This is a genomic window from Variovorax boronicumulans (assembly GCF_019352895.1).
Lineage (GTDB): Bacteria > Pseudomonadota > Gammaproteobacteria > Burkholderiales > Burkholderiaceae_C > Variovorax > Variovorax boronicumulans_A.
Map to the genome: position 1 here is coordinate 181,818 of NZ_JAAAFX010000009.1, position 25,691 is coordinate 207,508.

A 25,691-nucleotide genomic window follows, 5' to 3' on the forward strand; every position below is an offset into this window, starting at 1 on the left:
GGCGCGGCGCTCAGGGCAGGTCCTTGCTGGGGTCGGGCTCGCCGGCGTTGCGCGGGCCCACACGGCCCAGGCGGCTCTTGAGCGACTGCGGCTGGCCGCTGATGATGGCGGCGTAGTTGGTGGTGTTGGCCAGCACCTTCTTCACGTAGTCGCGCGTCTCCGCGAAGGGCACGTTCTCGGCCCAGATGGCGGCGTCGAGCACCGGCCCGTTGCGCCAGTTGCGTGGCCGGCCCGGGCCGGCGTTGTAGGCCGCGGCGGCCAGCGCCATCGAGCCGTCGAAATCGTCGAGCGCCAGCTTGAGGTAGGCGGTGCCGATCGTGATGTTGGTCTCGCGGTCGTTGATCTGGTTGGGCGTGAAGCCGGCCAGGCCGATCTTGTTGGCGGTCCACTTGGCGGTGGCCGGCATCACCTGCATCAGGCCCGAGGCGCCGACGCCCGAGCGCGCGTCCATGATGAAGCGGCTTTCCTGGCGGATCAGGCCGTAGACGTAGGCCGGGTCGAGGCCGATGTCCTGGCTCTTGCGCAGCACCGTGTCGTGGAAGGGCATGGGGAAGCGCTGGTCGATGTCGATCGCACCCTTGGTGCGCTCGCTGGTGTTGATGCAGCGGTCCCAGACTTCGCGCTGGCAGGCCAGGTCGGCCGCGGCCAGCAGCTCGCGGTCGCCCAGGCCGCCGGCGTCGTGCAGGTTGGTGGCGTAGTTCCACTCGCGCACGCCTTCGGGCCGCAGGCCGATCGCGATCGCGTAGAGCCCGCGGGCCAGCGAGGGGTTGTTGCGCGCGGCCTGCTTTTCCTCGGCGGTCAGCGGGGCCGGCTTGGTCGGCACCACGGCGCGCTGGCCCAGGTCTTCCAGCGCCAGCAGTTCGTAGAAGCCGCGCGTGCCGGCGATGGTCTCGAGCAGCGTGCGGGCCTGCGCCTTGCGCTCCTCGCCGCCCATCGCGTTGAGCGCGCGGGCGCGCCAGTAGACCCAGGTCGGGTCTGCCTGGGCGGCCTCGCTCATGGCCGTGACCGAGGCGTTCACGTCCTTCCACTGGCCGGTGCGCAGCGCGGCGCGCACCTTCCAGCCGAGCATGTCGTCGGACAGGTCGCTGTTCTTCGTCACGTTGGCGAAATAGGCACTGGCCTGCAGCGACAGCTTGCCGGCCGACTGCCGGCCGATCGCGCCCCAGACCCAGTTGCGCTCCTCGGCGCTGAGCATCGGGCTCCACTTGCCTTCGAGCTGGGTGGCGGCCACGTCGGGATCGGCGATGGCGGTCTTGACGAGCGCCAGCACCACCATTTCCTTGCGGGCCTTGGAGGCGGCCATCACGGCGCTGGCCAGGAACTTGGGCGCGCTGGCGTTGACCTGCGCGAACATCGGCAGCGCCTCGGGCTCGACCAGCCCGATGGCATCGCGCGCCGCCTGCGGGCGGTTGGCCTCGATGGCCAGCCGCGCCTTCTTCCAGACGACGTCGGGCGAAAGCTGGCGCGCGGCCAGCAACTGACCGGCGGCGGTCAGGCAGCCGTCGTCGGCGTCGCGCTGGCGCAACCAGCCCTCGCGCACCTCTTCGACCTGGGCCTTGGTGACGCCGCCCGTGCGCTGCATGTCGGCCAGCGCCGCATAGCAGCGCACCTGCACGTCGTCGCGCATGCGGAAGCCCGCGTACATCGGCGCGAAGCTGTCCCAGTCGCGGCGCTTGCCCAGCAGCAGCAGCCAGTCGTTGCGCAGGCGGTCTTCCTGGTAGCTGCCCGCGTAGCGCGAGAGGAAATCCTGCACCTCTTGCGGGCTGGCGTCGTCCAGCCGTGCCTTGAGCTCCCAGTAGGCGGCCCAGGGTTCGAGCGCGTGGCCGCGGGCCTGCGGCAACAGGGCCGCGAGGCGGGCCTTGTCGCTGCGCTGGAACGCCTGTTTCATCTGGACGAGGACGTCGTCGTTGGCGTTCTGCGCGCACGCAGGTTGGAGAATGGATGCGATCGCGAGAGCGAATGCACCGAGGAGGTGGCGCCGGGGTGCCAGAATGCCAGGAACTTGCATCGGGGGATTATGGACAAGGCACACGATGGAAACGCGGCGGAAGGCCGCAAGGAAACGGCTGCTTTTCTCAAAGCGCAGCTGCGAGCCGCGCTGATCGAGCAACGCCTGGGGATGCCGGACCGCCTACAGCGCTCCGATCTTTTGCAGCGCGTGATGCGGATCTGGCTGGTCGGACGGCCCGATACCGTGATCGGCGCCTACTGGCCGATCAAGGGCGAATTCGACCCCTTGCCGGCACTGCACCGCTGGAAAGAGGACGGCGAACTGATCGACGAGCCGCACCGGCGCCGCATCGGCCTGCCGGTGGTCAACCGCGACCACAAGACGCTGACCTTCCATTCCTGGTACCCGGGCTGCCCGATGGAGAACGATGCCTACGACATCCCCAAGCCCAAGGACACCGAGCTGATCGTGCCGACGCTGCTGTTCGTGCCCTGCCTGGGCTACAGCGCTGGCGGTTACCGGCTGGGTTACGGCGGCGGTTTCTACGACCGCACGCTGGCCTCGCTCGAGCCGCGGCCCTTCACCGTGGGGTTGGGCTTCACCGACGGCTTCCTGGAGAACCTCGAGCCGGAGGCGCACGATGTGCCGCTCGACGCGATCCTCAACGACAACGGCGTGGTCTGGCCGATCAGCTGACTCGCCCCCGAGGGCTCGCGCACTGCGTGTCGCTTCGCCTTCCCCCGTCCGGGGGCGACACCGGCGGCCCGGCAAAGCCGGTTCCGCGGTAGCACGTGACTCGCCCCCGAGGGCTCGCGCACTGCGTGTCGCTTCGACTTCCCCCTTCCGGGGGCGACACCGGCGGCCCGGCAAAGCCGGTTCCGCGGTAGCACTGGGCTCCCCCCCGAGGGCTCGCGCACTGCGTGTCGCTTCGCCTTCCCCCGTCCGGGGGCGACACCGACGGCCGGCAAAGCCGGTTCCGCGGTGTCCCTGGCCTGAAACGCCGAGGCCTCAGTCCAGGTAGTCGATGGTGTCGGGGTCCGGCACTTCGCCGATGGTGGCGCGGGTGGTGGCCGCCTGTTGCTGCAGCCAGTCGCAGAAGGCCGTGATCTCGGGGCGCAGCGCGTTGCGCGGGCCGACCATGAGCCAGTAGGCCATGGGGGAGTCCAGCCGGTGCTGGGGCAGCACCTCCACCAGGTCGCCGTTGGCCAGGCTTTCGGCGATCAGCGAACTGCGGGCCAGCACCACGCCCTGGCCGGTCAGCGCGGCCTGGACCATCTGGTAGGCGTAGTTGAAGTAGAGCCAGCGCTTGGGCTGGGCGCGGCTCTGGCCGTTTTCCTCGAACCAGCGCCGCCAGGTGAGCCATTCGAGGTGCGAGCGGTGCGCATCGCCCGCCTCGATCAGCGTGAAGCCGGCCAGGTCGGCCGGCGACTTGATGGGCGGGCGGCTCTTGATGAGCCAGGGGCTGGCCACCGGCGTCAACGTCTCGCCGAACAGGCGGATCGCCTCGCGCGGCATGTTCTCGGGCGGCGCGTAGCGCAGCGCCATGTCGACGTCGGCCACGTCGAGGTCGACCGCGGTGTCGCTGGCGTCGATGCGGATGTCGATTTCCGGGTTGTCGCGCTGGAAGGCCTCGAGCCGCGGGATCAGCCACATGGATGCAAAAGACGCAAAGGTGGTGAGCGACACGCTCTTGCGCCCCGCGCTCTGCCGGATCTGACGCACCGCACCGTCGATGCGCGGCAGCGACTGCTGCACCGCCAGCAGCAGCTGCGCCCCGGCGCCGGTCAGTTCGACCGCCCGCGTGTGGCGCAGGAACAGCGCCACGCCCACTTCTTCTTCCATCGTCTGGATCTGCCGGCTGACGGCCGATTGCGTCAGCGCCATCTCCTCGGCGGCGGCGCGGAAATTCAGATGGCGCGCCACCGCCTCGAAGGCGCGCAGGTGGCCCGCGGAGATCGGCCGGGTGCGCAGATGGGTCTGGGAGTGCTGCATGGATTGATGCGGTCTGGGAATCAGTAGCGTACTTCCATTTCATTGGACCGCCAATGCCGGGAGGCAGATGATTCATTCCCGAAGCGCGCAATCTGCGCCTTGGAGAAATCGCCCCCCAGGAGTCCACCATGTCCGCCGTCTGCACCTCGCCATCGCTCTCTTCCCTGTCCTTGCCGTCCCAGGTCGCCGTGCCACCCGCCGTGCGCCGGGGCGCCTGGCAACTGGCTCCCGGCCAGGCCTTGAGCCTCAAGGCGCAGGGCGACAGCGTGCTGAGCGTGCGCCAGGGCCGGATCTGGGTCACGCGCGACGCGACGCGCCAGCAGGCCACCGAGGATCTGGTGCTGGCGCCCGGCGAGACGCTGCGGGTGGCGGCGGGCCAGCGCGTGGTGATGGAGCCGTGGGACGGCTTCGGCGCCACCTACAGCTGGGACGCCGTCTGACACCCCGGGGCGCCGCCTGACGCGGCGTCTCGTCAACCGTGGATGTCGAAGCCCGGCTTGAGCGCCAGAAAGCGCTGCAGCGCGGCGCTCCCCTCGAGGGCCTGGATGCCCGCCATGTCGTCGTCGGCGTCGCTCTGCGCAAAGCCCAGGTCGAAGCGCCGATAGCGGCGTTCGGTGCGCGAGCCCTCGTAGACCACCCGCAGATCGGTGTGGCGACCATCCCGCCGCAGGCTGTCGAGCAGCTTCAGGACCGCGTCGCGCGGCCCCTCGATGTGCTGGCAGAAATGAAGGCCGTCGAACACCAGCAGGCCGGTCAGACCCCGTTCCGTGTTGCGCGCGCGGGCCTGCGCCACGATCTGGCCCACCACGGTCGGCAATTGGTTCGGCGCGAGGACGCTGCAGTAGAGGAGTTCGTGGAGAAGCGGTTCGTTCGTGGACATAGGGGGGATGCGCAGGGCGTGCGGAGTGTAGGCAGCCGGGCCGCGCAATGAAATGTCAAAAGACACAGGCCGCGCGCCTATAGTCAGTGCGTGAAATTTGATCAAAATGCGCCGTCCGCGCCCCCGCCCATGCGCAGCGAAAGGCCTTGCGAGGCCTGTGCGCTGCGGAGCAATCCGGCTTTTCTGCAAGCCTCGCCGGAGGAGCTGCGCACCATCGAGAAGTTCCGCGTCGGCACCCGCACGGTGGCGGCCGGCCAGGCGCTCATCGAAGAGCACGTGCGCAGCCCGCAACTGTTCACGCTCTACAGCGGCTGGGCCTTCCGCTACAAGACGCTCAACGACGGCCGCCGCCAGATCCTGAGCTTCCTGCTGCCGGGCGACTTCATCGGGCTGCAGGACGAGTTCGCCGAGGGCCAGACCCACGGCGTCGAGGCCGCCACCGACGCGAGCTTCTGCGTGTTCGAGCGCGACCGGCTCTGGGACGTGTTCCATGCCCAGCCCAAGATCGGCTACGACATCACCTGGCTCGCGGCCCGCGAGGAGAAGATGATCGACGACAACCTCGTGACCACCGGCCGTCGCAATGCGGGCGAGCGGGTGGCGATGCTGCTGATGCACCTCTACCGGCGCGCCGAGCGGCTGGGCATGGTGCGCGACGGCTGGGTGCCTTTTCCCTTCAACCAGCAGCACATCGCCGACGCGCTGGGCCTGTCGCTGGTGCACACCAACAAGACGCTGCGGCGGCTGCAGCGCCTGGGCCTGCACAAGCTCGACGCCGACTGGCTGCGCATCCTCGAGCCGCATGCGCTGGAGACGCTGGGCGACTATTTCGAGCGGCCGCTGCGGCGTGTACCGCTGATTTGATCGATAGATGTAAACTTTTTGGCTACAAACTGTACTAATGCACGACAATTGGGGTCAGTGAGTCTCGGTCTCACAACCTTGCCCGCCCCTTAGGATATGGTCCGAAGTTGCGCGCCTGCGCATTCACTTCTTCCCCCGCATCCATGAACCTGCTGTCTCGTGTACGCCAAATTGCCATGGTCAGCGGGGTCGAATCACTCGGCGTTGTGGCAGCGGGTATCACGGGCCTGCTGATCGTCAACGTGGTCCCTAAAGATCAGTACGCGATCTATACATTCCTCGTCACCTGCATGCAGTTGATGCTGGGAATTGCCGATCTAGGGTTGTCGAACTGTGCATTGCCAATCGTCGGCGAGCGAAATAAGGAACCCCGATGGGTCGTTGGCGTCTGCAAGCAGATATTCCACCGGCGTTGGTTGATGCTTGGCGCGGCTTTCCTGATCGTCGGGCCGTACGTGGCCTACAGCTTTTCGCAGCACGGGTGGTTCAGCCCGGCGAATGTCTTGGCGGCGGTGATGGTGCTGGTCGCGTTGCTCGTCACGCTCCGAAATCACTACGCAAACGGTGTGCTTCTGATATTGGGCCATATAGCGACCATTTCAAAGGTCGGGTTCGCCGGCGCACTGGTTAGATTCGCTTTCGTCGGGATGGTCTTGCTCATGCCCAGCTCGGCACTGTCCATTGCCGGACTGTTCTTGGCGGTCATCGCAACTGAGGCCATCGTTGCGGTTCTTTATCGCAAGACATTCATTCGAAAAGATATTCAGGATCAACACCTTTCTGTAGAACAGCGGAGAGGCATCGATTCCAGGATCTTGAAGATAGCATTGCCGCTTGTGCCCTCTGCCATCTATTTTCAAGTTCAAGGTGCCGTGACGATTTTCTTGGTGTCACTTTTCGGCACCACGGAAATGCTCGCGGAAATTGGCGCGTTTGGTCGATTGGCAATCGTGTTGACCATCGTCGACCGCGTTGCCGGAATCCTGCTTTTTCCGGTGATTGCCCGCACGCCACAGGGGCCCAAGCTGGCGTCTCTGGTCATGCGAGTGCATTTCGTTTATTTGTTCACCATGGCGATTTTTCTTTCGACCGGATGGCTTTTTCCGGAATATTGGATACTTTTCCTGGGAGAGAAGTATCGTAGCCTGACACCTTATGTTTGGATGATGTTTTTATCCTCGATCCTCATGAATGCTGCTGGATTCGCTTTTCTGACGATGTCGGTCAGAGGGTTGACTGCAAAACAGGGCGTCGGGATAATTTTCGTCGTGACGGCTCAGTTGGCATATCTCGCGGCAGTCGGGATTTCTGACCTGAGATCGGTGCTCTTGTTTGGCGTCGTCACGTGTGCCGCACATTTTTTTTACCAATATTCATTGCTGTGTGCGAGGTGGAAAGGTTTGCGTTTCGCGGTTTGATCGCGCAGCGCCTGCATTTCTTTCCTGTTTGCTCATGTCGTCGAAAAGGAGCTTGATCTGATGAAAAAAACTGAAATAAGTATTGTTATTCCTTCGTACAATCAAGGAAAATACATTGAAGAGACTTTGCTTTCCGTCCTGAATCAAGGAATTGAGGGCCTTCAGTTGATCGTCATGGACGGCGGAAGTACTGACGAAACGGTATCGATTCTCGAAAAATACTCCGATCGCATTGATGTCTGGGTATCGGAGAAAGATCGCGGGCAGACCGATGCGATCAACAAGGGCATGAAGCATGTCAAGGGCGACATCATCGGTTGGATCAATAGCGATGACGTCTACATCCCCGGAGCGCTGCGCAAGGTAATGGATGTTTTCCGGTCTCGTCCTGAGGTCGATGTCATTCATGGTGATCGGCTTCTTCTCGACGCGGAATCACATGTGGTCGGTTGGGCATGCGGATCTCCATTCCAACCTCACCAATACGGTTTCAATGTCAACAGTGAAACGGCGTTCTGGCGGACCGGCGCTTTGGCGGAACCTCTGGACACGTCGCTGCGATTTGCCATGGACCTGGATTGGTTCAGCCGTCTCTACGCCTCTGGAGCGAAATTTCATTTCGTGCCGGATTTTTTGGGTGGCTTCCGTTGCCACGCCGAGAACAAAAGCTCGACCATGCAGGATGTGGCGCACGAGGAGACCGCACTATGCTGGGGCAAGCATTTCGGTAACGAGAAGTGGCGTGTAGCACCTCCAGGAAATCGCGCGCGATTTTATGGACGTTTGTTGACTCGGCCCCTGGTGCTGACGGCACCGTACGCACGTCACCGTTTCGCTCGCATCTTTCGCTGAATCCGCTGCGCTCGGTGTCGTTGAGATTGGCTGCATCAGCTTGGCGCAGAGGACAAGATTGGAATATGTTTCGTAAAAAACTGCGTTATCTTCTGTCCGAATCCGCGATCTATGCGACGAATCACGTGATCAACAGAATTCCATCTCATGCAATCCGTCATGCTTGGTACGTTGGCGTCATGAAATTCAAGATCGAAGCGGATGCATCCATTCTTTTGGGTTCAACCTTCGATACGCGCAGCCGCTTCAGCATCGGAAGTGGTTCGACGATCAACGAAAAGTGCCGTCTGGACAATCGCGGCATCCTGACGATTGGTTCGAACGTCTCGATCAGTTCGGAAGTGATGATCCTGACGGCGACCCATGATGTAAATTCTCCTTCCTTTGCAAGCGTGGAATCGCCAGTGACCATCGAGGACCATGCCTGGATCGGTGCGCGCGCTCTTATACTTCCGGGAAGCCATATCAAGCGCGGCGCAGTTGTCGCAGCGGGCGCTGTCGTCACCGGCGATGTCGAGGAATACACCATCGTCGCGGGCGTGCCCGCGCGGGTCGTCGGACGGCGCTCCGATGTTCTTGACTACAGACCCCTGTATAAACGAATTTTTCACTGAGTTCGATCTCCATCGAACTCGGCAAAGACCGAGAGTGTGCAATTGAAGGACTCCATAGAATCTCGCGTTTCCATGGCCCTGGATGTCGTGGTGATGGCCGCCGGCAAGGGCACACGCATGAAGAGCACCCGCCCGAAGGTGCTGCACCGCCTGGGCGGCCGGGCCCTGGTGGCTCGGGTGCTCGACACCGCCGCGCGCATCGGCGCGCGCCATGTCGTGGTCGTCACGGGCCATGGCGCCGAGGCGGTCGAGGCCGCCATCGGTGCGGATTTCACAGACATGGCCCCCCGCTTCGCGCGCCAGATGCCGCAACTCGGCACCGGGCACGCCGTTCAGCAGGCCATGCCCTGCCTGCCCGACGACGGCATCGTGCTGGTGCTGTCGGGCGACGTTCCCCTGATCGGTGAGCCCGCGCTGCAGGCGCTGGTTGCGGCCAGCGCCGGCGAACGCCTGGCCTTGCTGACCATCGAGTTCGACGACCCCACCGGCTACGGCCGCATCCTCCGCGCGCCCGATTCGGGCCAGGTGCTGGCCATCGTCGAGCAGAAGGACGCCAGCGAGGCGCAGCGCGCCGTGCGCGAGATCTACAGCGGCATCATGGCCGTGCCGGCGCGGCTGCTCAAGCCCTGGCTGGCGCGCCTGGACAACCGCAACGCGCAGGGCGAGTACTACCTGACCGACATCGTCGGCTTCGCGACCGCCGATGGCGTGCCGGTGGTGGCGCACCGCATCGACGACGCCGCGCAGGTGGCCGGCATCAACAGCCCGGCCCAGCTCGCGGCGCTGGAGCGGGTACTGCAGTCGCGCCATGCCGATGCCTTGATGACCGCCGGCGTGCGGCTGGCCGACCCCGCGCGCTTCGATCTGCGCGGCACGCTGGAGTGCGGTGGCGACGTCGAGATCGACGTCAACTGCATCTTCGAAGGCGCGGTGTCGCTGGGCGATGGCGTGCGCATCGGCGCCCACTGCGTGATCGCCAACGCCCGCATCGAGGCCGGCGCGGTGATCCATCCCTTCACCCACATCGACGGCGAGAAGGCCGGCGTGAGCGTCGGGCCCGATGCGCGGGTCGGTCCGTTCGCGCGGCTGCGTCCCGGGGCGCAGCTGGGCGCCGAGGTGCACATCGGCAACTTCGTCGAGGTCAAGAACTCGACGCTGGCCGCCGGCGCCAAGGCCAACCATCTGGCCTACCTGGGCGACGCCACGGTGGGCGCGCGCGTCAACTACGGCGCGGGCAGCATCACGGCCAACTACGACGGCGCGAACAAGCACCGCACCGTGCTGGGCGACGACGTGCACATCGGCAGCAACTGCGTGCTGGTGGCGCCGGTCACCATCGGCGCCGGTGGCACCGTGGGCGCCGGCTCGACGGTCGGCAAGAGCACCGAGCCCGGGGCGCTGACCGTGGCGCGCGCGCGGCAGACCAGTTTCCCGAACTGGCAGCGGCCGCTGAAGACCAGGGGCTAGGACCCGTCGCCCCTGTTTCCGGGGGCTCCGGACCTGGCCTGAGCCGACCCTAGATGGGGAACAGCGGCAGGCGCGGATCGAACTTCGCGCGCTTGACCGCGAAGAAGGCCTTGACGTTGCGCACATTGGCGTCGGCGTTGAACAGCCGTTGCGCCAGCGCCTGGTAGTCGGGCATGTCGCGCGCAATCACCACCAGGATGAAGTCCGGCCCGGGCGACACGCGCCAGCACTGCTGCACCGCATCGTCGGCGACCGCGCGCGCCTCGAAGGCATCGAGCGAGGCGGCGTCCTGGCGGTCCAGCGAGATCTCGGTCAGCGCCTGCAGGCCGTGGCCCAGCAAGGGCGCGAGCCGATCGGGGGAGAGCAGGGCGACCTGGCGCTCGATCATGCCGGCGGCGCGCAGGCGCTGGACGCGGCGCATGCAGGTGGGCGGCGAGATGTGGACGCTGGCGGCGAGTTGCTGGTTGGTTTGCAGCGCATCCTGCTGCAGGGCATCGAGCAGCCGCAGGTCGATGAGGTCGAGATCGATTTCTTCCATTGACAAGATCTTTGAGAAATTAAATTTCTCTTGTGGTGCATTTAGTAATTTAATTCCATTATTACCTAAATATTGACGACAAATGTCTTGAGGGCGAGCCTACGATCGCGGCCTTTCCAGCTCCATTCAAAGGCCCTCCCATGTGCGGCATCGTCGGCGCAGCTTCCCATCGCAACATCGTTCCGGTCCTGGTCCAGGGCCTTCAGCGGCTCGAATACCGTGGTTACGACTCCTGCGGGGTGGCCGTTCATGCAGGCAACCTGACGCGCACGCGCACGACTTCGCGCGTCGCGGACCTGGTCACCCAGGTGCGCGATGACCATGTCGAAGGGCTGACCGGCATCGCCCACACCCGTTGGGCCACCCATGGCGCCCCGGTGGTGCACAACGCCCATCCGCACTTCAGCTACGGCCCGGGCGAAAGCGCGGACAGCGCCAAGGCGCCCCGCGTGGCGCTGGTGCACAACGGCATCATCGAGAACCATGAAGTGCTGCGTGCCGCGCTGCAGGCCAAGGGCTACGTGTTCTCGAGCCAGACCGACACCGAAGTCATCGCGCACCTGATCGACAGCCACTATGAAGGCGATCTGTTCGAGGCGGTGAAGGCCTCGGTGCGCCAACTGCACGGCGCCTATGCGATTGCGGCCATCTGCCGCGACGAGCCGCACCGTGTGGTCGGTGCGCGCGCCGGCTCGCCGCTGATCCTGGGCGTGGGCGCCGACGGCGCCGAGAACTTCCTGGCCAGCGATGCCATGGCACTGGCCGGCGTGACCGACCAGATCGTCTACCTGGAAGAGGGCGACGTGGTCGACCTGCAGCCGGGCAAGTACTGGATCGTCGACCGCGACCACAAGCCGGTCAGCCGCACCGTGCGCACGGTGCTGGCCCACAGTGGCGCGGCCGAACTCGGCCCCTACCGCCACTACATGCAGAAGGAAATCTTCGAGCAGCCGCGCGCCATCGGCGACACGCTCGAGGGTGTGCAGGGCATCGTGCCCGAGCTGTTCGACGGCGTCGGCCAGGACGGCGCCACCGGCGCCAGCGCGCACCGCGTGTTCCAGGCCATCGACAAGGTGCTGATCCTGGCCTGCGGCACCAGCTACTACAGCGGCTGCACCGCCAAGTACTGGCTCGAAGGCATCGCCAAGATCCCGACCCAGGTCGAGATCGCCAGCGAATACCGCTACCGCGATTCGGTGCCCGACCCGAAGACCCTGGTCGTGACCATCACCCAGTCCGGCGAAACGGCCGACACGCTCGCCGCGCTCAAGCACGCGCGTTCGCTCGGCATGGAACACACGCTGACCATCTGCAACGTCGCCACCAGCGCCATGGTGCGCGAGTGCAAGCTGGCCTACATCACGCGCGCCGGCGTCGAGATCGGCGTGGCCTCGACCAAGGCCTTCACGACGCAGCTTGCGGGCCTGTTCCTGCTGACGCTGGCACTGGCGCAGGCCAAGGGCCGGCTCAGCGAAACCGACGAAGCGCGCTACCTCAAGGAAATGCGCCACCTGCCGGTCGCGCTGCAGTCGGTGCTGGCGCTCGAGCCGCAGATCATCAGCTGGGCCGAGGACTTCGCGCGCAAGGAGAACGCGCTGTTCCTGGGCCGCGGCCTGCACTACCCGATCGCGCTCGAAGGCTCGCTCAAGCTCAAGGAAGTGACCTACATCCACGCCGAGGCCTACGCCGCTGGCGAACTCAAGCACGGCCCGCTGGCGCTGGTGACCAGCGAGATGCCGGTGGTTGCGGTGGCGCCCAACGATGCGCTGCTGGAGAAGCTCAAGAGCAACCTGCAGGAAGTGCGCGCCCGCGGCGGCGTGCTCTACGTGCTGGCCGACGGCGATGCACGCATCGAAAGCAGCGAAGGCATCCACGTGATCCGCATGCCCGAGCACTACGGTGCGCTCAGCCCGATGCTGCACGTCGTGCCGCTGCAGCTGCTGGCGTACCACACGGCCTGCGCACGCGGCACCGACGTCGACAAGCCGCGCAACCTGGCGAAGAGCGTGACGGTGGAGTGAACGACGCGCCACAGCGTGCTGTGGCACTTTGCCGCCATGCGGGTCGGCGACGCGGTCCGCGCCGCGCGCCGCATGGCGTGGCTCGAGGCGAAGTCGACGTCGGATCCCCGCACCTCTGGTTGCGATGTGTTCGGATGAATACTACGTATCCGGGCGCTTCGCGCCGGTGAATTCCCTAGCCATGGCCGGCCGCGGTTGACGAATGATGGGGCATGAAGGCGAATGCGCTGCCAGACCGGCAGCGCTCGAACCGGCATTTCTGCTTCTCCTACTCATCCGAAGGACCCCATGAATTCACCTGTCGATCACCAGGCCCTCCAGTCGTCCGAAGCTTCGTGGCTGGCGAGCGCGACCTGGGAAGGGCGTGCCTTCAGCAACGGCTGGACATCGCTGGGCCAGACCGCCGACGTGCGCGAGCCGGCCACGGGCAAGCGCCTCGGTTCGGTGGCGATGGCCAGCGGCACCGACATCGCCACCGCATGCGCTGCCGCGCGGGCCGCGCAGCGCGCGTGGGCGGGCACGGCCTATGACAAGCGGGCCGCGGTGCTGCGCAAGGCGGCCCAGCTGGCCGAAACCCATCGGGCCGAGATCGTCGACTGGCTGGTGCGCGAAAGCGGCTCCATCGGGCCGAAGGCGGAGTTCGAACTCGCGGTCACCATCAAGGCGCTCTACGAGGCCAGCGCCATGCCGTCGCAGGCGCAAGGGCAGGTGCTGCCCTCGGAGCCCGGTCGCATGAGCCTGGCGCGGCGTCGGCCGATCGGTGTCATCGGCGTGATCTCGCCCTTCAACTTCCCGCTCTACCTGGCGATGCGCGCGGTTGCGCCGGCGCTGGCCATCGGCAATGCGGTGGTGCTCAAGCCCGATCCGCGGACCGCCGTGTGCGGCGGCTTCAGCATCGCGCGCCTGTTCGAGGATGCCGGCCTGCCGCCAGGCGTCCTGCATGTGCTGCCCGGGGCCGGGGACGCCGGCGAGGCGCTGTGCAAGGACCCGCACGTCGGCATGATCCAGTTCACCGGTTCGACCGCCGCGGGCCGGCGCGTGGGCAAGGTCGCGGGCGAGCACCTGAAGAAGCTGTCGCTCGAACTGGGCGGCAAGAACTCGCTGATCGTGCTCGACGACGCCGACATGGACCTGGCGATCGCGAACACGACCTGGGCGACCTATCTGCACCAGGGCCAGATCTGCATGTCGGCCGGCCGCGTGCTGGTGCATTCGAAGATCGCGGACGAGTTCGTGCGGCGCATGAGCGAGAAGGCCAGGAACCTGCCGGTGGGCGATCCGGCCAGCGGCCAGGTGGCCCTGGGCCCGCTGATCAACCAGCACCAGGTCGACCATGCGTTCGGCATCGTCAAGCGCTCGGTGGAGCAGGGCGCCACGCTCTCGGCGGGCGGAACGGCCGAAGGATTGTTCTTCAAGCCGACCGTGCTGACCGGCGTGAAGCCGGGCATGGCCGCCTTCGACGAAGAGATCTTCGGGCCGGTGGCGTCGATCACCACCTTCGACAGCGACGAAGAAGCCGTGAAGCTCGCGAACCAGACGGATTTCGGCCTGTCGGCCGCCATCCTGTCGCGCTCGGTCGGGCGCGCCATGGCGATCGGCGAACAGCTGCGGGTGGGGCTGCTGCACATCAACGACCAGACCGTGAACGACGAGGTGGTGAATCCCTTCGGCGGCGTCGGCGCATCGGGCAACGGCACCAGCATCGGCGGGCCGGCCAACTGGGAAGAGTTCACCCAGTGGCAGTGGGTGACGGTCAAGGACACCGCGCCGATGTATCCGCTGTGAGCGGCGGAAGGAGTCAGCCCGGGTCTGCCGACGCCTCAGCCGTGGCGCAGGCAGAAATGCGAAGGCGCCGGGGCCGGTGCATCGGCATGGGCGGCCTTGGCGGCCTGTGCGAGTCCGGCGATGAAGCTCGTGATGCTCGCCGTGCGCAGCGGCGTGAAAGGAATGCCCAGCCGCGTGCACTGGTGCTTGAGGTTGGTCGCCGAATCGTGGTCGATGCAGTCGACGGGAAACATCACGCGGTCGGCCCAGGCGATGGCGGATGCGAGCTGGCCCTTGCGATCTTCGAGGCCGCCGTCGTGCCGGCGCAGCTCTCCCTCTGCGCGTTCGACGAACTCGCGGATCGCCACCGCTGAACTGGGGCGCCCGCCGACATAGAGGATGCGCAGACCGCGCAGGCTGGAGACCACCGGCGACGCCGTGTCGCTGTCTGCATCGAGCAGGTGATGCCACTGCGTGTTCGATGCCTGCACCTCGTCGGCCAGGCGCTGCAGCTCGGTGTGCATGTGCGCGAGGTCCTCGCGCAGCCGCTGGTTCTCGCCAGCGGTGTGCAGCGCGGTCGACTCCGCGCGCTCGCGTCGTTCGGTCTGCAGCGCGACCCAGCTGGCGTCCTGCTCGCGGGGCGCACCCGGTGAGGCCAGCGATGCCAGCCGTTCGCGCGCGTCCTTCGACGCGACCGCCAGCAGCTGGTGCGCCTGTTCCAGCCGATCGTGCGAATCCACCAGCCGGTGGTAGCGGCCCTGCAACTGCTCCAGTTGTGCGCGCAGCGTGGCGTTGTCCGCTTCCAGCGCCACGCGTTGGCGAATGTCGGTACGGGTCGAGGTGCCCATGAGGTGCGACAGCATGTGGACTTCGCCGAAGACATGCTGGCGCAGCGAAGGGCCGGTGTGGCGATGCGACAGCACCGCCCAGTAGGCGCCGGGCACTTCGCCCCGGCGCAGGCAGTCGTGCCACAGCGTCTCTATGGCCTGCTCGTCCCGGGCCTTGGCAAAGCGCTTGACCACGGGGTCGTACCGACGGTCCAGCGCCTTGTGCAGCGCGCGCGCGGCCTGCGCATGCGTGCCCGCGAGCCGCACCGCCTCGTGGTGCACCTGCAGTTCGCTGGCATCGCCGAGGTCGACGAAGGCGCCGACGACCTTGCGCAGTTCCGCGTCGGTCAGGCAGGTACCGACCACCGAGCAGTGCAGGTGCGTGTCGAGGTCGGCCAGCCGGACACGGCCGGCCTTGCCGGCCTCGTCCGTGGCCTCCACCGGGTCGGCCGGTCCGGACCCCTGCACGGGATGTGATCCGCCTTCATGCAGGGCGTAGGTGTACTTGGGGCGAAAGACAGGGGGCGTCATGCGGGACTTTCGTGGACAGCGAGCGCGCGGGGACGGGACCGCGCACGGCGTGCCGGCTCCTCGATGCGAAATATACGACTGGATATAACGTAACGCAACGCGAGCGCCTGGGTCGACACGCGAGCGTGTCGGCGTGCCAAGAGGGCGGACACAGCGGCCCGGCATGCCGCTTCGATGGCCCAGGCGTGCGGACGAACCTAAACTCCGGCACAGAAAGCCCACCCATGTCCGAGCCGACAATTTCCACACCGTCCGCACCCGCCGCCCTGCGCGTGGTCGGCATCCTGCCGACGCCTCAGGCGCTGGCCTGGGCGGACATTGCCGCGCTGCCTCGGCGGGAAGTGGGTCCGCTGGCGGTCGTCTGCATGACGGGCCGACAGGTGCGCGCCGAGCGCACCTACGCCGGGCCGCTGCTCAAGGACCTGCTGGCGCACTGCGGCCTGGCGGGCCTGCCGCGCCCGCGCCTCAAGCAGTCGCTGGTGCTCTGCCGCGCCGCCGACGGCTACCGCGCCATCTTCACCTGGCACGAGCTGTTCAACACCCGGGTGGGCGAGGGCGTGCTCGTGGTGCAGGAGCGCGGCGGCGAAAGTGCAGGCGAGGCCGCCGACGAGCGCCTGACGCTGATCTCCGCGGAAGACCTCCGAGGCGGCCCGCGCAACCTGCAGCGGCTGGTCTCGGTCGAGCTGGCGGTGCTGCCGGGCGAGGGCGGCCTCAGCGCCCTTCCTTCTGGTCCAGGCTCAGCCGGTCGGACATGAAGTCCAGGAACGCGCGGATCTTGCTCGGCATGCCCTTGCGGCTCAGCACCAGGGCCGTGGCATGCATCGAGGGGCTCTCCCAGTCCTTGAGCACCCGGCGCAGCCGTCCCGAGCGCAGGTCGTTGGCGCACATCACGTTGGGCAGCATGCTGAGCCCCACGTGGCCGATCGCCATCTCGCGCGCGATCGAGATGTTGTTCACCACCACCTTGCCCTCGATGTGCGCGAAGCGGTGCGTGGCCTCGTTGCGCAGCGTCCAGATGCCGTCCGCGCGCTGCTGCGTGGTGATGATGCAGTCGTGCCGGTGCAGCTCGTCCACCGACAGCGGCACGCCGCGGCGTTCGAGGTATTCGGGGCTGGCGTAGACGCCGCGCGTGATCGTCGCGATGCGCCGGTAGGTGAGTTCCGTGTCCTTGAGCGGCCCCAGCTGGATCGTGAGGTCGTAGGGGTCTTCCCTTGGATTGACCGCGCGGCTGTTCACGTCGACTTCCAGTTCCAGCTCCGGATAGGCCAGCACGAACTCCGCGATCGCCTTGCCGATCCACGACACGCCGAAGTCGATCGGGATGCTCACCCGCAGCGCGCCGCGCATCGCGGTCTGCAGTTGCAGCGTCTCGAGGCCTGCCTGTTCGACCTCGTCGACCACACGCCGGCAGTGCTCGTAGAAACGCGCGCCGATCTCGGTGGTCGTGAGGCGACGCTGGCCCTTCTTCAGCAGCACCGTGCCCACCTGTTGCTCGAGTTGGGTGAGCTTGCGGCTGATGGTGGATTTGGGCATGTCGAGTTCCGCCGCCGCGCGCGTGATGCTCTGCGCGTTCACGACGTCGTAGAACAGTCGAAGCGAATTCAGATCCAGTTTTTCGGCCATGGCCCGGGTGTCTCTCTCGTGTGCTGAAACAGGCGCCGAGCGTAGTCGACATCGCCGCCCGTGGGGACTTCGTGCGTTCCACCGCTGGAACGCCCCGTCCAGATCTGACCCTATTCGGAACGCAGGCCCGTTCCTACCATTTGCCCACAAACGAGACAAAGCGCGCGGCCCCTGGTGCAGAGGCAGCGCCCCGGATTCATCACAAGACGGAGACAAGCCAATGAACAGACACGCACTGTCGCGCCGGACGCTGCTTCGGGCCGCCTCGGCCTGGGCACCCGCCTCGGTCCTGGGCCTGGGCACGCTGGCCGCGCGCACCGCGGCCGCCCAGCCGGCCCTCAAATGGGCCAACCTCGCACCCGGCTTCACCACGCTGCTGACCGACTACATGGTGGCCAAGGAGCTGGACAAGGCCAACGGGCTGCAGCTGGGAAAACCCACGTCGTACACCGCGGTCACCACCTACTACAACGACTTCGTCGCGGGCAACTACGACATCTGCATCGGCAGCTGGGACACCTTCGCCTCGCGCCACCTCGCGGGCGTGCCGCTGCAGTACGTGTGCTCGGTGACCACCGGCAACATGATCAACATCATCACCCAGGCCAAGGGTCCGGCGACGATCCAGGCGCTCAAGGGCAAGACCCTGGCGGCGCCGCAGTCGACCGGCACCTACCGGATGATGCGCGCCGTGGTCAAGGAGCTCGCGGGCATCGACCTCGAAAGCCATGCGGTGGTGCAGAACGTGGACAACCCCGCGGCCTCGGTCACGCTGGTGATGGCCAACCGCGCTGATGCCGGCCTGACCTGGGAGCCCAACGTCTCGGTCGGCCTGGCACGCGTGCCCGACATGCGCGTGCTCTACAACGCCGGCGAGGAGTACCGCCGCCGCGTGAACCTCGACCTGCCCTACTTCGGCGTGGCGGTGCGCAAGGACGCCATCGCGCGCGATCCGACGCTGGTGGCACGGCTCAACAAGGCCTTCGCGCAGTGCATCGACGGCATCACCGGCAAGACCGAAGAGGCGGTGGCCATCGCCGGCGCCAACTCGGGCATCCCGCCCGAGGTGCTCAAGACCGCGATCGCCTCCAAGCGGCTGGAGTTCAAGCACACCTCGATGCAGACCGAGGAGGGCCGCCGCAGCATCCGCACGGCCAACGAGTTCCTGGTGCGCAATGGCGCGCTGCCCAAGGTGGTCGACAACGGGTTCTTCGCAGAATGAAACAGGCCGACATCCAGATCCCCGGCGCGGCCAAGCCCGCGGCCTCCGTGTCGGCGCGCAAGCCGCCGACCACCGCCGCCATCGTGACGCCGAAGCCGCGCGACCGCAGCGACCTCAGGGCGCTCGCCGTGGTGGTGGTGCTCATCTTCGCCGCGATGGAGATCGGCAGCTGGTACGTGCCCGACTACGTGATGCCTTCGCCGGTGGTCATCGCCAAGGCGCTGGGCCAGCTGCTGAGCACCGACCTGCTGCACGTCGCGATCACCCTGGGCCGGCTCTGCGTGGCCATCGTGTTCTCGGCCTTCGTCGGCGTCGCGATCGGCCTGCTCATGGGCACCTCGAAGAAGGTCGGGCCCTACCTCAAGGCGCTGGTGGTGGTCGACACCGGCATCCCCGCGCTGTCGTGGATGCTGCTGGCGGTGTTCTGGTTCAAGGACCCGGAGGCGCGGATCTTCTTCATCCTCACCGTGATCCTGCTGCCCTTCTATGCGCTCAACGTGTACGAAGGCGTGCGGGCCCTGTCCACCGACTGGGTCGACATGCTGGAGAGCTTCCGGCCGAGCCGCTGGCAGATGCTGCGCTACCTGGTGGCGCCACACATCGTGCCCTACATCTTCCTCACCACCAAGTCGGTGATCGGCTATGCGATCCGGATGGTGATCTTCGCGGAGCTGGTGGCCTCGGCCTTCGGCATCGGCTCGCGCATGAGCTTCGCGCAGTCGACCTTCCGCATCGACCAGGTGCTGGCCTGGACCGTGCTGCTGGTGGTTCTCAACCTGGTGATTCAGTGGATCGCCACCCTGGCCGAGGCACGCTTCCTCGGCTGGCGCAAGGAAGCGAAGGTGCGCTGATGACGACCGTCCACACCCCCCTGATCGAGCTGCGCGACGTCAGCAAGCGCTTCGGCAGCCACACCGCGATCGACCACCTGTCGATGGAAGTGCGCGAAGGCGAGACCGTCGCACTGCTGGGTCAGACCGGCGCCGGCAAGAGCACCGTGATGTCGCTGCTCATGGGCACCTCTTCGGCCGACGACGGCACGGTGCGCGTGGCCGGCGCCGACCCGGCCCGCGACTTCGTGGCGCTGCGCGGCAAGCTGGCCGTGAGCTTCCAGACCGACCGGCTGCTGCCCTGGCGCACCGCGCAGGAGAACGTCGAGCTCGGCCTGCTGCTGCTCAACCGGCCGCGCGCCGAAGCCCGCGAACGCGCGGCGCAATGGCTGCAGCGCGTGAAGCTGGGCGATGCCGGCCACAAGTACCCGGCCGAGCTCTCGGGCGGCATGCGGCAGCGGGTGTCGCTGGCGCGCGCCCTGGCGGTCGACCCGGCGCTGGTGCTGCTCGACGAGTCCTTCAGCCAGCTCGACCACGTGACCTCGCAGACCCTGCGCCGCGACTTCGCCGAGATCGTGCGCGAGCAGCGCAAGACCTGCGTCTTCGTCACCCACCGCATCGAGGACGCGCTCGAGATCGCCGACCGCATCCTGGTGCTGGCCGCGCCGGCGCGCGTCTGCCTCGAGCTGTCGGTGAGCGCCGCGCAGCGCCAGGACGCGGCCTGCATGGCGCGCATGCACCAGCAGATCGAGCGCGCCATCGGCGGCGATATGGACGTCTCGGCCGACGCCGAATCCACCCCTTCTTCATTCACGACCACAGAGCACTAAGAGAAAGCGAAACTTCCCATGAGCTACCAGGACATCATCGTCGAGCAGGTGGAGGGCTGGCTGGAGGTCACCATCCACCGGCCCGAAAAAATGAACTCGCTGCGCGAGACCACCGCCGAGGAGATCCTCGACGCGCTGGGCGAGGCCGAGTCGAAGCGCGAGATCGCCGCCGTGATCCTGCGCGGCAGCGACAAGGCCTTCTGCACCGGCATCGACACCAGCGAATTCACCATCGGCGACAACGAGTACTTCGACTTCTATCGCAAGCGCCGGCGCGCGCGCAAGGTCAACGAGCTGTTCCGTTCGCTGCCCGGCTACAGCAAGCCCATCATCAGCGCCATCGAGGGCTTCGCGCTCGGCGGCGGCCTCGAGCTGGCGCTGGTGGGCGACATGATCGTGGCCGGCGCCAACGCCAAGTTCGGCCTGCCCGAGATCCGCCTGGGCCTGATGCCCGGCGGTGGCGGCACGCAGACGCTGCCACGCCTGATCGGCCCCGCGCTGGCCAAGGAACTGATGTGGACCGGCCGCCGCATCAGCGCGGCCGAGGCGCGCGAGTACCGGCTGGTCAACCATGTGACCGAGGCCGGCCAGGCGATCGAGAAGGCGCGCGAGCTGGCCCGCACCATCGCCGGCAACGCACCGCTGTCAGTGATGTTCACCAAGTCCGTGATCGACCGCGGCATGGACCTGCCGCTGGCCGAAGGCATGGCCGCCGAAGGCGACGTGTCCTTCATGTTGTATTTCACCCAGGACCGCAAGGAAGGCCTCAGCGCCTTCCGTGAAAAGCGCAGCCCTGGTTTCCGAGGAGAGTGAGAGATGAAGAAAAGAGACATCGTGATCGGCGGCTATGCCGAGACCGCCATCGACTTCAAGACCGGCCGCAGCGCCTACGACCTGGCGGGCGAAGCACTCGACCAACTGCTGGAGCGCACCGGCATCGACCGGAGCGAGATTGACGGCCTGTCGGTGACCACCGCGTTGTCGGAGGCGCAGAACCCCTTCTTCGCGGTCTACATGACCGAGGCGCTGGGCATCACGCCGACCTGGCTCAACTACGGCGGCATCGGCGGCTGCTCGGCCACCGGCGGCGTGGCGCGCGCCATGTCGGCCATCCGCGACGGCATGTGCAAGCTGGCGGTCGTGATGTCGTCCGACGCGCCCAGCTCCGACTGGCGTTCCAACTACGGCGCCTACCGCAGCGAGTTCCAGGACCCGCCCGGCGTGCAGGGCCCGCCCGCGACCTTCGGCCTGCTGATGAGCCGCTACATCCACCAGTACGGCCTGGACCCCGAGGCGCTGGGCAAGATCGCCATCACCCAGCGCGCCCACGCACTGCACAACCCCAACGGCTACAAGAAGTTCCAGAAGGAACTCACGATGGAGGAGTACCTGAAGTCGCGCGTCATCTCCGACCCGCTGCGCGTGCTCGACAGCGTGATGTTCTGCGACGGCGCCAACGCCTTCATCGTCACCACCGAGGAGAACGCCAAGCGCCTGGGGCTGAAGAAGATGGTCTACCCCGTGGCCTACGGCGAGGTCACCAACTTCAACGGCTCCGATCCGCTGGCCGACATCACGCAGTCGGGCTTCACCAGGATCGGCCCCGAGGTGCTGCGCAAGGCCGGCCTCGCGCCCAAGGACGTGCGCATGTTCCAGCCCTACGACGACTTCACCATCGCCGTGATGATGCAGTTCGAAGCCTTCGGCTTCTGCGAGCGCGGCGAAGGCTCGGCCTACACGCTGCGCACCGACCTGTCCTTCAACGGCGACCTGCCGCTCAACACCGGTGGCGGCCAGATCTCGGCCGGCCAGCCCGGCCTGGCCAGCGGCGGCCTCAACCTGGCCGAGGCCGTGCGGCAGATGTTCGGCGAAGGCGGCAGCCGCCAGGTGCCCGACCCGCGCAACGCGCTGGTCACCGGCATCGGCGTGATCCCTTACGGCCGCAACTGGGGCACCAGTTCGGCCATGGTCCTGGAGGCATGAAGAACACCATGAGCGATACCACCCCCACCACGCCGGCCGCGCCGGTCCGTCCCGTGCCCCGGCAGGGCGTCTACGTCGACAGCAAGCCCTTCTGGGACGGCATTGCCCAGGGCAAGCTGGTGCTGCAGTACTGCACCGTCGCGAAGCGCTTCCAGCACTACCCCAAGCCGGTCAGCGGCTTCACCGGGCGCCGCACGCTCGAGTGGCGCGAGGTTGCCGGCACCGGCACCATCTACGCCTGCACCGTGGTGCGCATCCCGGGCCCGGGCGTCGAAGGCCGCATCCCGCTGTGCGTGGCCACGGTCGAGCTCGACGAGGGCGTGCGCATCATCGCCAACGTGCTGCGCTGCGCGCCAAGCGACCTGGCGATCGGCAAGCGGGTCCGGCTGGCGATCGACCAGCTGACGCCCGAGCAGGCCTACCCGGCCTTCGAACTGGCCTAGGAACGTCATGCGTCTCGAACACTTCATGGCGGCGCATGCGCTGCGCACGCCCTCGAAGCCGGCCGTCGTCGTCGGCGCTCAGCGGCTGAGCTACGGCGAGCTGCTGTCGAGCGCTCGCTCGCTGGCGGCCGGCCTGCGGCGCGCCGGGGTGGTGCAGGGCGACCGCATCGTCGTGTACCTGCCCAACTGCATCGAGTTCGTGCAGATCATGTACGCGGCCTTCTCGGTCGGCGCGATCGTGATCCCGGTCAACACCCGCAACACGCCGCGCGAGCTGGTGTATTTCGCGCAGGACAGCCAGGCGCGCGTGCTGGTGTTCCATGCCGAGAGCGCACCGGCCATCGATGCGCTGTCGAGCGAGCTCGCGGGCATCCGCCGCGTGGCCGTGGGCGGCGCGGTGGCCGGTGCCGAGTCCTTCGAGACGCTGCGCACCCACTCCGACGAACGCCTGCCCGAACTCGCGCTGTCGCCCGACGACGCGATGATCCTCTACACCTCGGGCACCACCGGCAAGCCCAAGGGCGCGATCCTTACGCACGCCAACTTCGTGATCGGCAACGCCTTCATCAACGCGGTGGAGTGGGGCGTGACGGCCGACGACGTGTTCCTCGTGACCACGCCGCTGGCGCACCGCACCGGGCTGGCGCGGCTCATGAACTCGATGTGCCTGGGTTCCAAGCTGGTGGTGATGGAGCGCTTCGACGCCCAGGCCGCGGTCGACACCATCGAGCGCGAGCAGGTCAGCGCGGCGGGCATGGTGCCCACCGTGGCGCGCATGCTGATGCCGGTGCTGGCCGAACAGGCCGCGCGCTGCGCGAGCCTGCGCCACATCATCGTCACCGGCGAGGCCTTCCCGGTCGAACTCAAGCGCCGGATGATCGGTTACCTGCCGCAGGCGCGGCTGCATTCCTTCTTCGCGATGACCGAGGTCGGCTCGGTCACGGTGCTGGGCCACGAGGAGCAGTTCACCCATCCCGCCTCGGTCGGCCGCGTCACGCCCGGCGTGCAGGTCAAGCTGGTCGACGACAAGGGCCAGCAGGTGTCGGTCGACGACGTGGGCGAGATCCTGGTGCGCTCGGGCGAGGCCGGCCGCTTCACCACCATGAAGGGCTACTTCGGCCGGCCCGAGGCCACGGCCGCGACCATCATCGACGGCTGGATCCACACCGGCGACATGGGCCGCTTCGACGCCGACGGCTACCTCTACATTGTCGACCGCAAGAAGGACATGGTGCTGAGCGGCGGCTTCAACATCTACACCAAGGAAGTCGAGCAGGTGCTGGTCGAGCACGACGACGTGGCCGATGCGGCGGTGGTGGGCGTGCCCGACGAGATCTTCGGCGAGGCCGTGGTGGCCTTCATCGAACGCCATCCGGGCCGCGCGCTGAGCGTGGAGGCGGTGCAGGAGCACACCCGCTCGCGCATCGCCAGCTACAAGAAGCCCAAGCACGTGTTCTTCGTCGACGCGCTGCCGCGCAACGGCGTGGGCAAGGTGATGAAGGCCGAGCTGCGCGAGATGGCGCTGGCGCGGCTGGCGCCGCAGCCCGCGCGGCGCGTGCCCGCATGAGCGCCGAGGCCATGCGCTGGGACACGCAGGCCGCGCACTGGATCGGCGGCCAGTGGCTGCCCGCGGGCCCGTCCTTCGCGTCGACCAACCCGGCCGACGGCACGCTGGTCGGCCATGCGCCGGCCGGCGGCGCGGTCGAGGCCCGGGCCGCGATCGATGCCGCGCGCCAGGCCTTCGAGACCACGCCCTGGCGCCACAGCCCGCGGCTGCGCGCCCAGGTGCTGCTCGACATGGCGAACCGGCTGGCGGCCGACGCGGCATCGCTCGCGCTGCTGCTCACGCTGGAGAACGGCAAGGTGCTGCGCGAGTCGGCCGGCGAGGTCGAAGGCGCGGCCTCCGAACTGCGCTACTACGCGGGCATGGCGCGTAGCGCCGCCGGCCGCGTGCTCGAGCCCGCGCCGGGCGTGCGCTCGCTGATCACGCACGAGGCGGCGGGCGTGGTGGCGATCATCGTGCCCTGGAACGCGCCGCTGATCCTGTTCGTGCGCTCGCTCGCACCGGCGCTGGCGGCCGGCTGCACGGTGGTCGTCAAGGCGGCACCGCAGGCCGCGCTCTTCATGCACCGCGTGGCGCAGCGCCTGGCCGAGACCGAGGGCCTGCCGCCCGGCACCGTCAACATCGTGCACGAAGCCGGCAGCGAGGCGGCGCAGGCCTTCGTCACCGCGCCCGGCGTCGACGTGCTGAGCTACACCGGCAGCACGGCCGTCGGCAAGGCCATCATGGCGGCCGCCGCGCCGCAGCTCAAGCGGCTGTCGCTCGAGCTCGGCGGCAAGGCGCCCTGCGTGGTCTGCGGCGACGCCGACCTGGGCCTGGCGGTGCGCGAGATCCTCGCGGCCGGCACCATCCTGTCGGGCCAGCAGTGCACGGCCGCGAGCCGGATCCTGGTGCAGCGCAGCCTGCTGGGCGACTTCCGCGACGCGATGGCGGCGGCGATGCGCGACTTCCGCGTCGGCCCGGGCCACTTACCCGACAGCCGCATGGGCGCCGTGATCGACCTCGCGAACCGCGACCGCATCCTGGGCCTGGTCGAGCGACTGGGCGAGCGGCACCGGATGGTGGTGCGCGGCGGCCCGGTGGCGGACCTGCCCGCGCACGGCGCCTTCGTGTCGCCCACGCTGGTGGAGGTCGACGACCCGCAGTGCCCGGCGGTGCAGGACGAGCACTTCGCGCCGCTGATGACGCTCGAGGCCTTCGACGACGACCGCGGCGCGGTCGCACTGGCCAACGCCACCCGCTTCGGGCTGGGCGCGAGCGTGTGGTCGCGCGACAGTGCGCGCGCCCAGCGCATCGCGCGCGAGATCCGCTGCGGCACCGTCTGGATCAACGCCCACAACAAGCTGTTCGCGGAAGCCGAGGTCGGCGGCTACAAGGAGAGCGGCTTCGGCCGGCTCCATGGGGCCGAGGGCATGCACGACTTCCTCGAGATCAAACACGTCTACCAGGAGATCGGCAGCCTCTGAGGCGGCCGCGATTG

At 67.3% G+C, this 25,691-nt stretch carries 24 protein-coding genes; 18 read left to right on the forward strand and 6 right to left on the reverse strand.

Annotated elements, in window-relative coordinates:
- Positions 1-10 precede the first annotated feature (10 nt).
- The gene (locus tag K0H49_RS20100) at positions 11-2,008 is read right to left on the reverse strand and encodes a lytic transglycosylase domain-containing protein (protein ID WP_219216217.1); all 1,998 of its coding nucleotides are present in this window, start codon (positions 2,006-2,008) and stop codon (positions 11-13) included.
- A gap of 9 nt (positions 2,009-2,017) precedes the next feature.
- Here K0H49_RS20100 and K0H49_RS20105 point away from each other — a divergent pair, with 9 nt between their 5' ends.
- Positions 2,018-2,647 (forward strand): 5-formyltetrahydrofolate cyclo-ligase, encoded by a 630-nt coding sequence (locus tag K0H49_RS20105; protein WP_219216219.1) that lies wholly within the window; start codon positions 2,018-2,020, stop codon positions 2,645-2,647.
- A 312-nt stretch (positions 2,648-2,959) separates the two neighbouring features.
- On the opposite strand, the gene K0H49_RS20110 is transcribed toward K0H49_RS20105, so the two are convergent.
- A complete protein-coding gene (locus tag K0H49_RS20110) occupies positions 2,960-3,943 on the reverse strand; it encodes a LysR substrate-binding domain-containing protein (RefSeq protein ID WP_219216220.1) in 984 nt (327 codons plus the stop codon).
- A 128-nt stretch (positions 3,944-4,071) separates the two neighbouring features.
- Between K0H49_RS20110 and K0H49_RS20115 the strand changes: the two genes are divergently transcribed.
- Positions 4,072-4,383, forward strand: coding sequence for a DUF2917 domain-containing protein (locus K0H49_RS20115; protein WP_219216222.1), 312 nt, complete (start codon positions 4,072-4,074; stop codon positions 4,381-4,383).
- 32 nt (positions 4,384-4,415) lie between these two features.
- On the opposite strand, the gene K0H49_RS20120 is transcribed toward K0H49_RS20115, so the two are convergent.
- Positions 4,416-4,823, reverse strand: a complete 408-nt coding sequence (locus K0H49_RS20120) for a BLUF domain-containing protein (protein WP_219216224.1) — start codon at positions 4,821-4,823, stop codon at positions 4,416-4,418.
- A gap of 129 nt (positions 4,824-4,952) precedes the next feature.
- Here K0H49_RS20120 and K0H49_RS20125 point away from each other — a divergent pair, with 129 nt between their 5' ends.
- The 5 genes from K0H49_RS20125 (at position 4,953) to glmU (ending at position 10,038) form a co-directional block, all read left to right on the forward strand.
- Entirely contained in the window at positions 4,953-5,687 is a 735-nt protein-coding gene (locus tag K0H49_RS20125; protein ID WP_219216226.1) for a Crp/Fnr family transcriptional regulator, read from the forward strand.
- A gap of 143 nt (positions 5,688-5,830) precedes the next feature.
- Entirely contained in the window at positions 5,831-7,105 is a 1,275-nt protein-coding gene (locus K0H49_RS20130) for a hypothetical protein (RefSeq protein WP_219216228.1), read from the forward strand.
- A 60-nt stretch (positions 7,106-7,165) separates the two neighbouring features.
- The gene (locus K0H49_RS20135) at positions 7,166-7,957 is read left to right on the forward strand and encodes a glycosyltransferase family 2 protein (protein WP_219216230.1); all 792 of its coding nucleotides are present in this window, start codon (positions 7,166-7,168) and stop codon (positions 7,955-7,957) included.
- A gap of 179 nt (positions 7,958-8,136) precedes the next feature.
- Entirely contained in the window at positions 8,137-8,571 is a 435-nt protein-coding gene (locus K0H49_RS20140; protein WP_257625034.1) for an acyltransferase, read from the forward strand.
- A 72-nt stretch (positions 8,572-8,643) separates the two neighbouring features.
- Entirely contained in the window at positions 8,644-10,038 is a 1,395-nt protein-coding gene (gene glmU / locus K0H49_RS20145; RefSeq protein WP_257625035.1) for a bifunctional UDP-N-acetylglucosamine diphosphorylase/glucosamine-1-phosphate N-acetyltransferase GlmU, read from the forward strand.
- 49 nt (positions 10,039-10,087) lie between these two features.
- Here glmU and K0H49_RS20150 read toward each other — a convergent pair whose 3' ends face one another.
- Positions 10,088-10,576 (reverse strand): Lrp/AsnC family transcriptional regulator, encoded by a 489-nt coding sequence (locus K0H49_RS20150; protein ID WP_219216234.1) that lies wholly within the window; start codon positions 10,574-10,576, stop codon positions 10,088-10,090.
- 140 nt (positions 10,577-10,716) lie between these two features.
- Between K0H49_RS20150 and glmS the strand changes: the two genes are divergently transcribed.
- Positions 10,717-12,597 (forward strand): glutamine--fructose-6-phosphate transaminase (isomerizing), encoded by a 1,881-nt coding sequence (gene glmS, locus K0H49_RS20155; RefSeq protein WP_219216236.1) that lies wholly within the window; start codon positions 10,717-10,719, stop codon positions 12,595-12,597.
- 288 nt (positions 12,598-12,885) lie between these two features.
- Positions 12,886-14,382 carry a benzaldehyde dehydrogenase gene (locus K0H49_RS20160; RefSeq protein ID WP_219216237.1) on the forward strand — a complete coding sequence of 499 codons (1,497 nt, stop codon included), beginning with the start codon at positions 12,886-12,888 and terminating at the stop codon, positions 14,380-14,382.
- 35 nt (positions 14,383-14,417) lie between these two features.
- Here the strand turns inward: K0H49_RS20160 and K0H49_RS20165 are convergent, their stop codons facing one another.
- Positions 14,418-15,719 (reverse strand): DUF2325 domain-containing protein, encoded by a 1,302-nt coding sequence (locus tag K0H49_RS20165; RefSeq protein WP_219216239.1) that lies wholly within the window; start codon positions 15,717-15,719, stop codon positions 14,418-14,420.
- Between the two features lie 224 nt (positions 15,720-15,943).
- Between K0H49_RS20165 and K0H49_RS20170 the strand changes: the two genes are divergently transcribed.
- Positions 15,944-16,474: a hypothetical protein gene (locus K0H49_RS20170; RefSeq protein WP_219216241.1), complete on the forward strand. Its 531-nt coding sequence runs from the start codon at positions 15,944-15,946 to the stop codon at positions 16,472-16,474.
- Here K0H49_RS20170 and K0H49_RS20175 read toward each other — a convergent pair.
- The gene (locus K0H49_RS20175) at positions 16,431-17,342 is read right to left on the reverse strand and encodes a LysR family transcriptional regulator (protein ID WP_219216243.1); all 912 of its coding nucleotides are present in this window, start codon (positions 17,340-17,342) and stop codon (positions 16,431-16,433) included. The genes K0H49_RS20170 and K0H49_RS20175 overlap by 44 nt on opposite strands.
- A gap of 220 nt (positions 17,343-17,562) precedes the next feature.
- Here K0H49_RS20175 and K0H49_RS20180 point away from each other — a divergent pair, with 220 nt between their 5' ends.
- From K0H49_RS20180 to K0H49_RS20215, 8 genes are read left to right on the forward strand one after another with little or no spacing between them, the layout of a single operon-like run.
- A complete protein-coding gene (locus tag K0H49_RS20180; RefSeq protein WP_219216245.1) occupies positions 17,563-18,564 on the forward strand; it encodes an ABC transporter substrate-binding protein in 1,002 nt (333 codons plus the stop codon).
- Entirely contained in the window at positions 18,561-19,415 is an 855-nt protein-coding gene (locus K0H49_RS20185) for an ABC transporter permease (protein WP_219216247.1), read from the forward strand. Before K0H49_RS20180 ends, K0H49_RS20185 begins: the two co-directional genes overlap by 4 nt.
- Complete coding sequence (locus tag K0H49_RS20190) at positions 19,415-20,224, forward strand: ABC transporter ATP-binding protein (protein ID WP_219216249.1); 810 nt, start codon at positions 19,415-19,417, stop codon at positions 20,222-20,224. The genes K0H49_RS20185 and K0H49_RS20190 overlap by 1 nt, the downstream gene beginning before the upstream one ends.
- 18 nt (positions 20,225-20,242) lie before the next feature.
- The gene (locus K0H49_RS20195) at positions 20,243-21,037 is read left to right on the forward strand and encodes an enoyl-CoA hydratase/isomerase family protein (protein WP_219216251.1); all 795 of its coding nucleotides are present in this window, start codon (positions 20,243-20,245) and stop codon (positions 21,035-21,037) included.
- Positions 21,038-21,040: 3 nt separating this feature from the next.
- Entirely contained in the window at positions 21,041-22,207 is a 1,167-nt protein-coding gene (locus tag K0H49_RS20200; protein WP_219216253.1) for a thiolase family protein, read from the forward strand.
- A gap of 8 nt (positions 22,208-22,215) precedes the next feature.
- Positions 22,216-22,650 carry a Zn-ribbon domain-containing OB-fold protein gene (locus K0H49_RS20205; RefSeq protein ID WP_183028981.1) on the forward strand — a complete coding sequence of 145 codons (435 nt, stop codon included), beginning with the start codon at positions 22,216-22,218 and terminating at the stop codon, positions 22,648-22,650.
- Positions 22,651-22,657: 7 nt separating this feature from the next.
- Positions 22,658-24,217 carry a class I adenylate-forming enzyme family protein gene (locus tag K0H49_RS20210; RefSeq protein ID WP_219216255.1) on the forward strand — a complete coding sequence of 520 codons (1,560 nt, stop codon included), beginning with the start codon at positions 22,658-22,660 and terminating at the stop codon, positions 24,215-24,217.
- Positions 24,214-25,677 (forward strand): aldehyde dehydrogenase family protein, encoded by a 1,464-nt coding sequence (locus K0H49_RS20215; RefSeq protein ID WP_257625036.1) that lies wholly within the window; start codon positions 24,214-24,216, stop codon positions 25,675-25,677. The genes K0H49_RS20210 and K0H49_RS20215 overlap by 4 nt, the downstream gene beginning before the upstream one ends.
- Positions 25,678-25,691: the final 14 nt, after the last annotated feature.

What these genes read in the sequence shown, in the direction of transcription:
- K0H49_RS20100 (WP_219216217.1), bottom strand. Translation starts at nt 2,008, where the DNA reads ATGCAAGTTCCTGGCATTCTGGCACCCCGGCGCCACCTCCTCGGTGCA.
- K0H49_RS20105 (WP_219216219.1), top strand. Translation starts at nt 2,018, where the DNA reads ATGGACAAGGCACACGATGGAAACGCGGCGGAAGGCCGCAAGGAAACG.
- K0H49_RS20110 (WP_219216220.1), bottom strand. Translation starts at nt 3,943, where the DNA reads ATGCAGCACTCCCAGACCCATCTGCGCACCCGGCCGATCTCCGCGGGC.
- K0H49_RS20115 (WP_219216222.1), top strand. Translation starts at nt 4,072, where the DNA reads ATGTCCGCCGTCTGCACCTCGCCATCGCTCTCTTCCCTGTCCTTGCCG.
- K0H49_RS20120 (WP_219216224.1), bottom strand. Translation starts at nt 4,823, where the DNA reads ATGTCCACGAACGAACCGCTTCTCCACGAACTCCTCTACTGCAGCGTC.
- K0H49_RS20125 (WP_219216226.1), top strand. Translation starts at nt 4,953, where the DNA reads ATGCGCAGCGAAAGGCCTTGCGAGGCCTGTGCGCTGCGGAGCAATCCG.
- K0H49_RS20130 (WP_219216228.1), top strand. Translation starts at nt 5,831, where the DNA reads ATGAACCTGCTGTCTCGTGTACGCCAAATTGCCATGGTCAGCGGGGTC.
- K0H49_RS20135 (WP_219216230.1), top strand. Translation starts at nt 7,166, where the DNA reads ATGAAAAAAACTGAAATAAGTATTGTTATTCCTTCGTACAATCAAGGA.
- K0H49_RS20140 (WP_257625034.1), top strand. Translation starts at nt 8,137, where the DNA reads ATGAAATTCAAGATCGAAGCGGATGCATCCATTCTTTTGGGTTCAACC.
- glmU (WP_257625035.1), top strand. Translation starts at nt 8,644, where the DNA reads ATGGCCCTGGATGTCGTGGTGATGGCCGCCGGCAAGGGCACACGCATG.
- K0H49_RS20150 (WP_219216234.1), bottom strand. Translation starts at nt 10,576, where the DNA reads ATGGAAGAAATCGATCTCGACCTCATCGACCTGCGGCTGCTCGATGCC.
- glmS (WP_219216236.1), top strand. Translation starts at nt 10,717, where the DNA reads ATGTGCGGCATCGTCGGCGCAGCTTCCCATCGCAACATCGTTCCGGTC.
- K0H49_RS20160 (WP_219216237.1), top strand. Translation starts at nt 12,886, where the DNA reads ATGAATTCACCTGTCGATCACCAGGCCCTCCAGTCGTCCGAAGCTTCG.
- K0H49_RS20165 (WP_219216239.1), bottom strand. Translation starts at nt 15,719, where the DNA reads ATGACGCCCCCTGTCTTTCGCCCCAAGTACACCTACGCCCTGCATGAA.
- K0H49_RS20170 (WP_219216241.1), top strand. Translation starts at nt 15,944, where the DNA reads ATGTCCGAGCCGACAATTTCCACACCGTCCGCACCCGCCGCCCTGCGC.
- K0H49_RS20175 (WP_219216243.1), bottom strand. Translation starts at nt 17,342, where the DNA reads ATGGCCGAAAAACTGGATCTGAATTCGCTTCGACTGTTCTACGACGTC.
- K0H49_RS20180 (WP_219216245.1), top strand. Translation starts at nt 17,563, where the DNA reads ATGAACAGACACGCACTGTCGCGCCGGACGCTGCTTCGGGCCGCCTCG.
- K0H49_RS20185 (WP_219216247.1), top strand. Translation starts at nt 18,561, where the DNA reads ATGAAACAGGCCGACATCCAGATCCCCGGCGCGGCCAAGCCCGCGGCC.
- K0H49_RS20190 (WP_219216249.1), top strand. Translation starts at nt 19,415, where the DNA reads ATGACGACCGTCCACACCCCCCTGATCGAGCTGCGCGACGTCAGCAAG.
- K0H49_RS20195 (WP_219216251.1), top strand. Translation starts at nt 20,243, where the DNA reads ATGAGCTACCAGGACATCATCGTCGAGCAGGTGGAGGGCTGGCTGGAG.
- K0H49_RS20200 (WP_219216253.1), top strand. Translation starts at nt 21,041, where the DNA reads ATGAAGAAAAGAGACATCGTGATCGGCGGCTATGCCGAGACCGCCATC.
- K0H49_RS20205 (WP_183028981.1), top strand. Translation starts at nt 22,216, where the DNA reads ATGAGCGATACCACCCCCACCACGCCGGCCGCGCCGGTCCGTCCCGTG.
- K0H49_RS20210 (WP_219216255.1), top strand. Translation starts at nt 22,658, where the DNA reads ATGCGTCTCGAACACTTCATGGCGGCGCATGCGCTGCGCACGCCCTCG.
- K0H49_RS20215 (WP_257625036.1), top strand. Translation starts at nt 24,214, where the DNA reads ATGAGCGCCGAGGCCATGCGCTGGGACACGCAGGCCGCGCACTGGATC.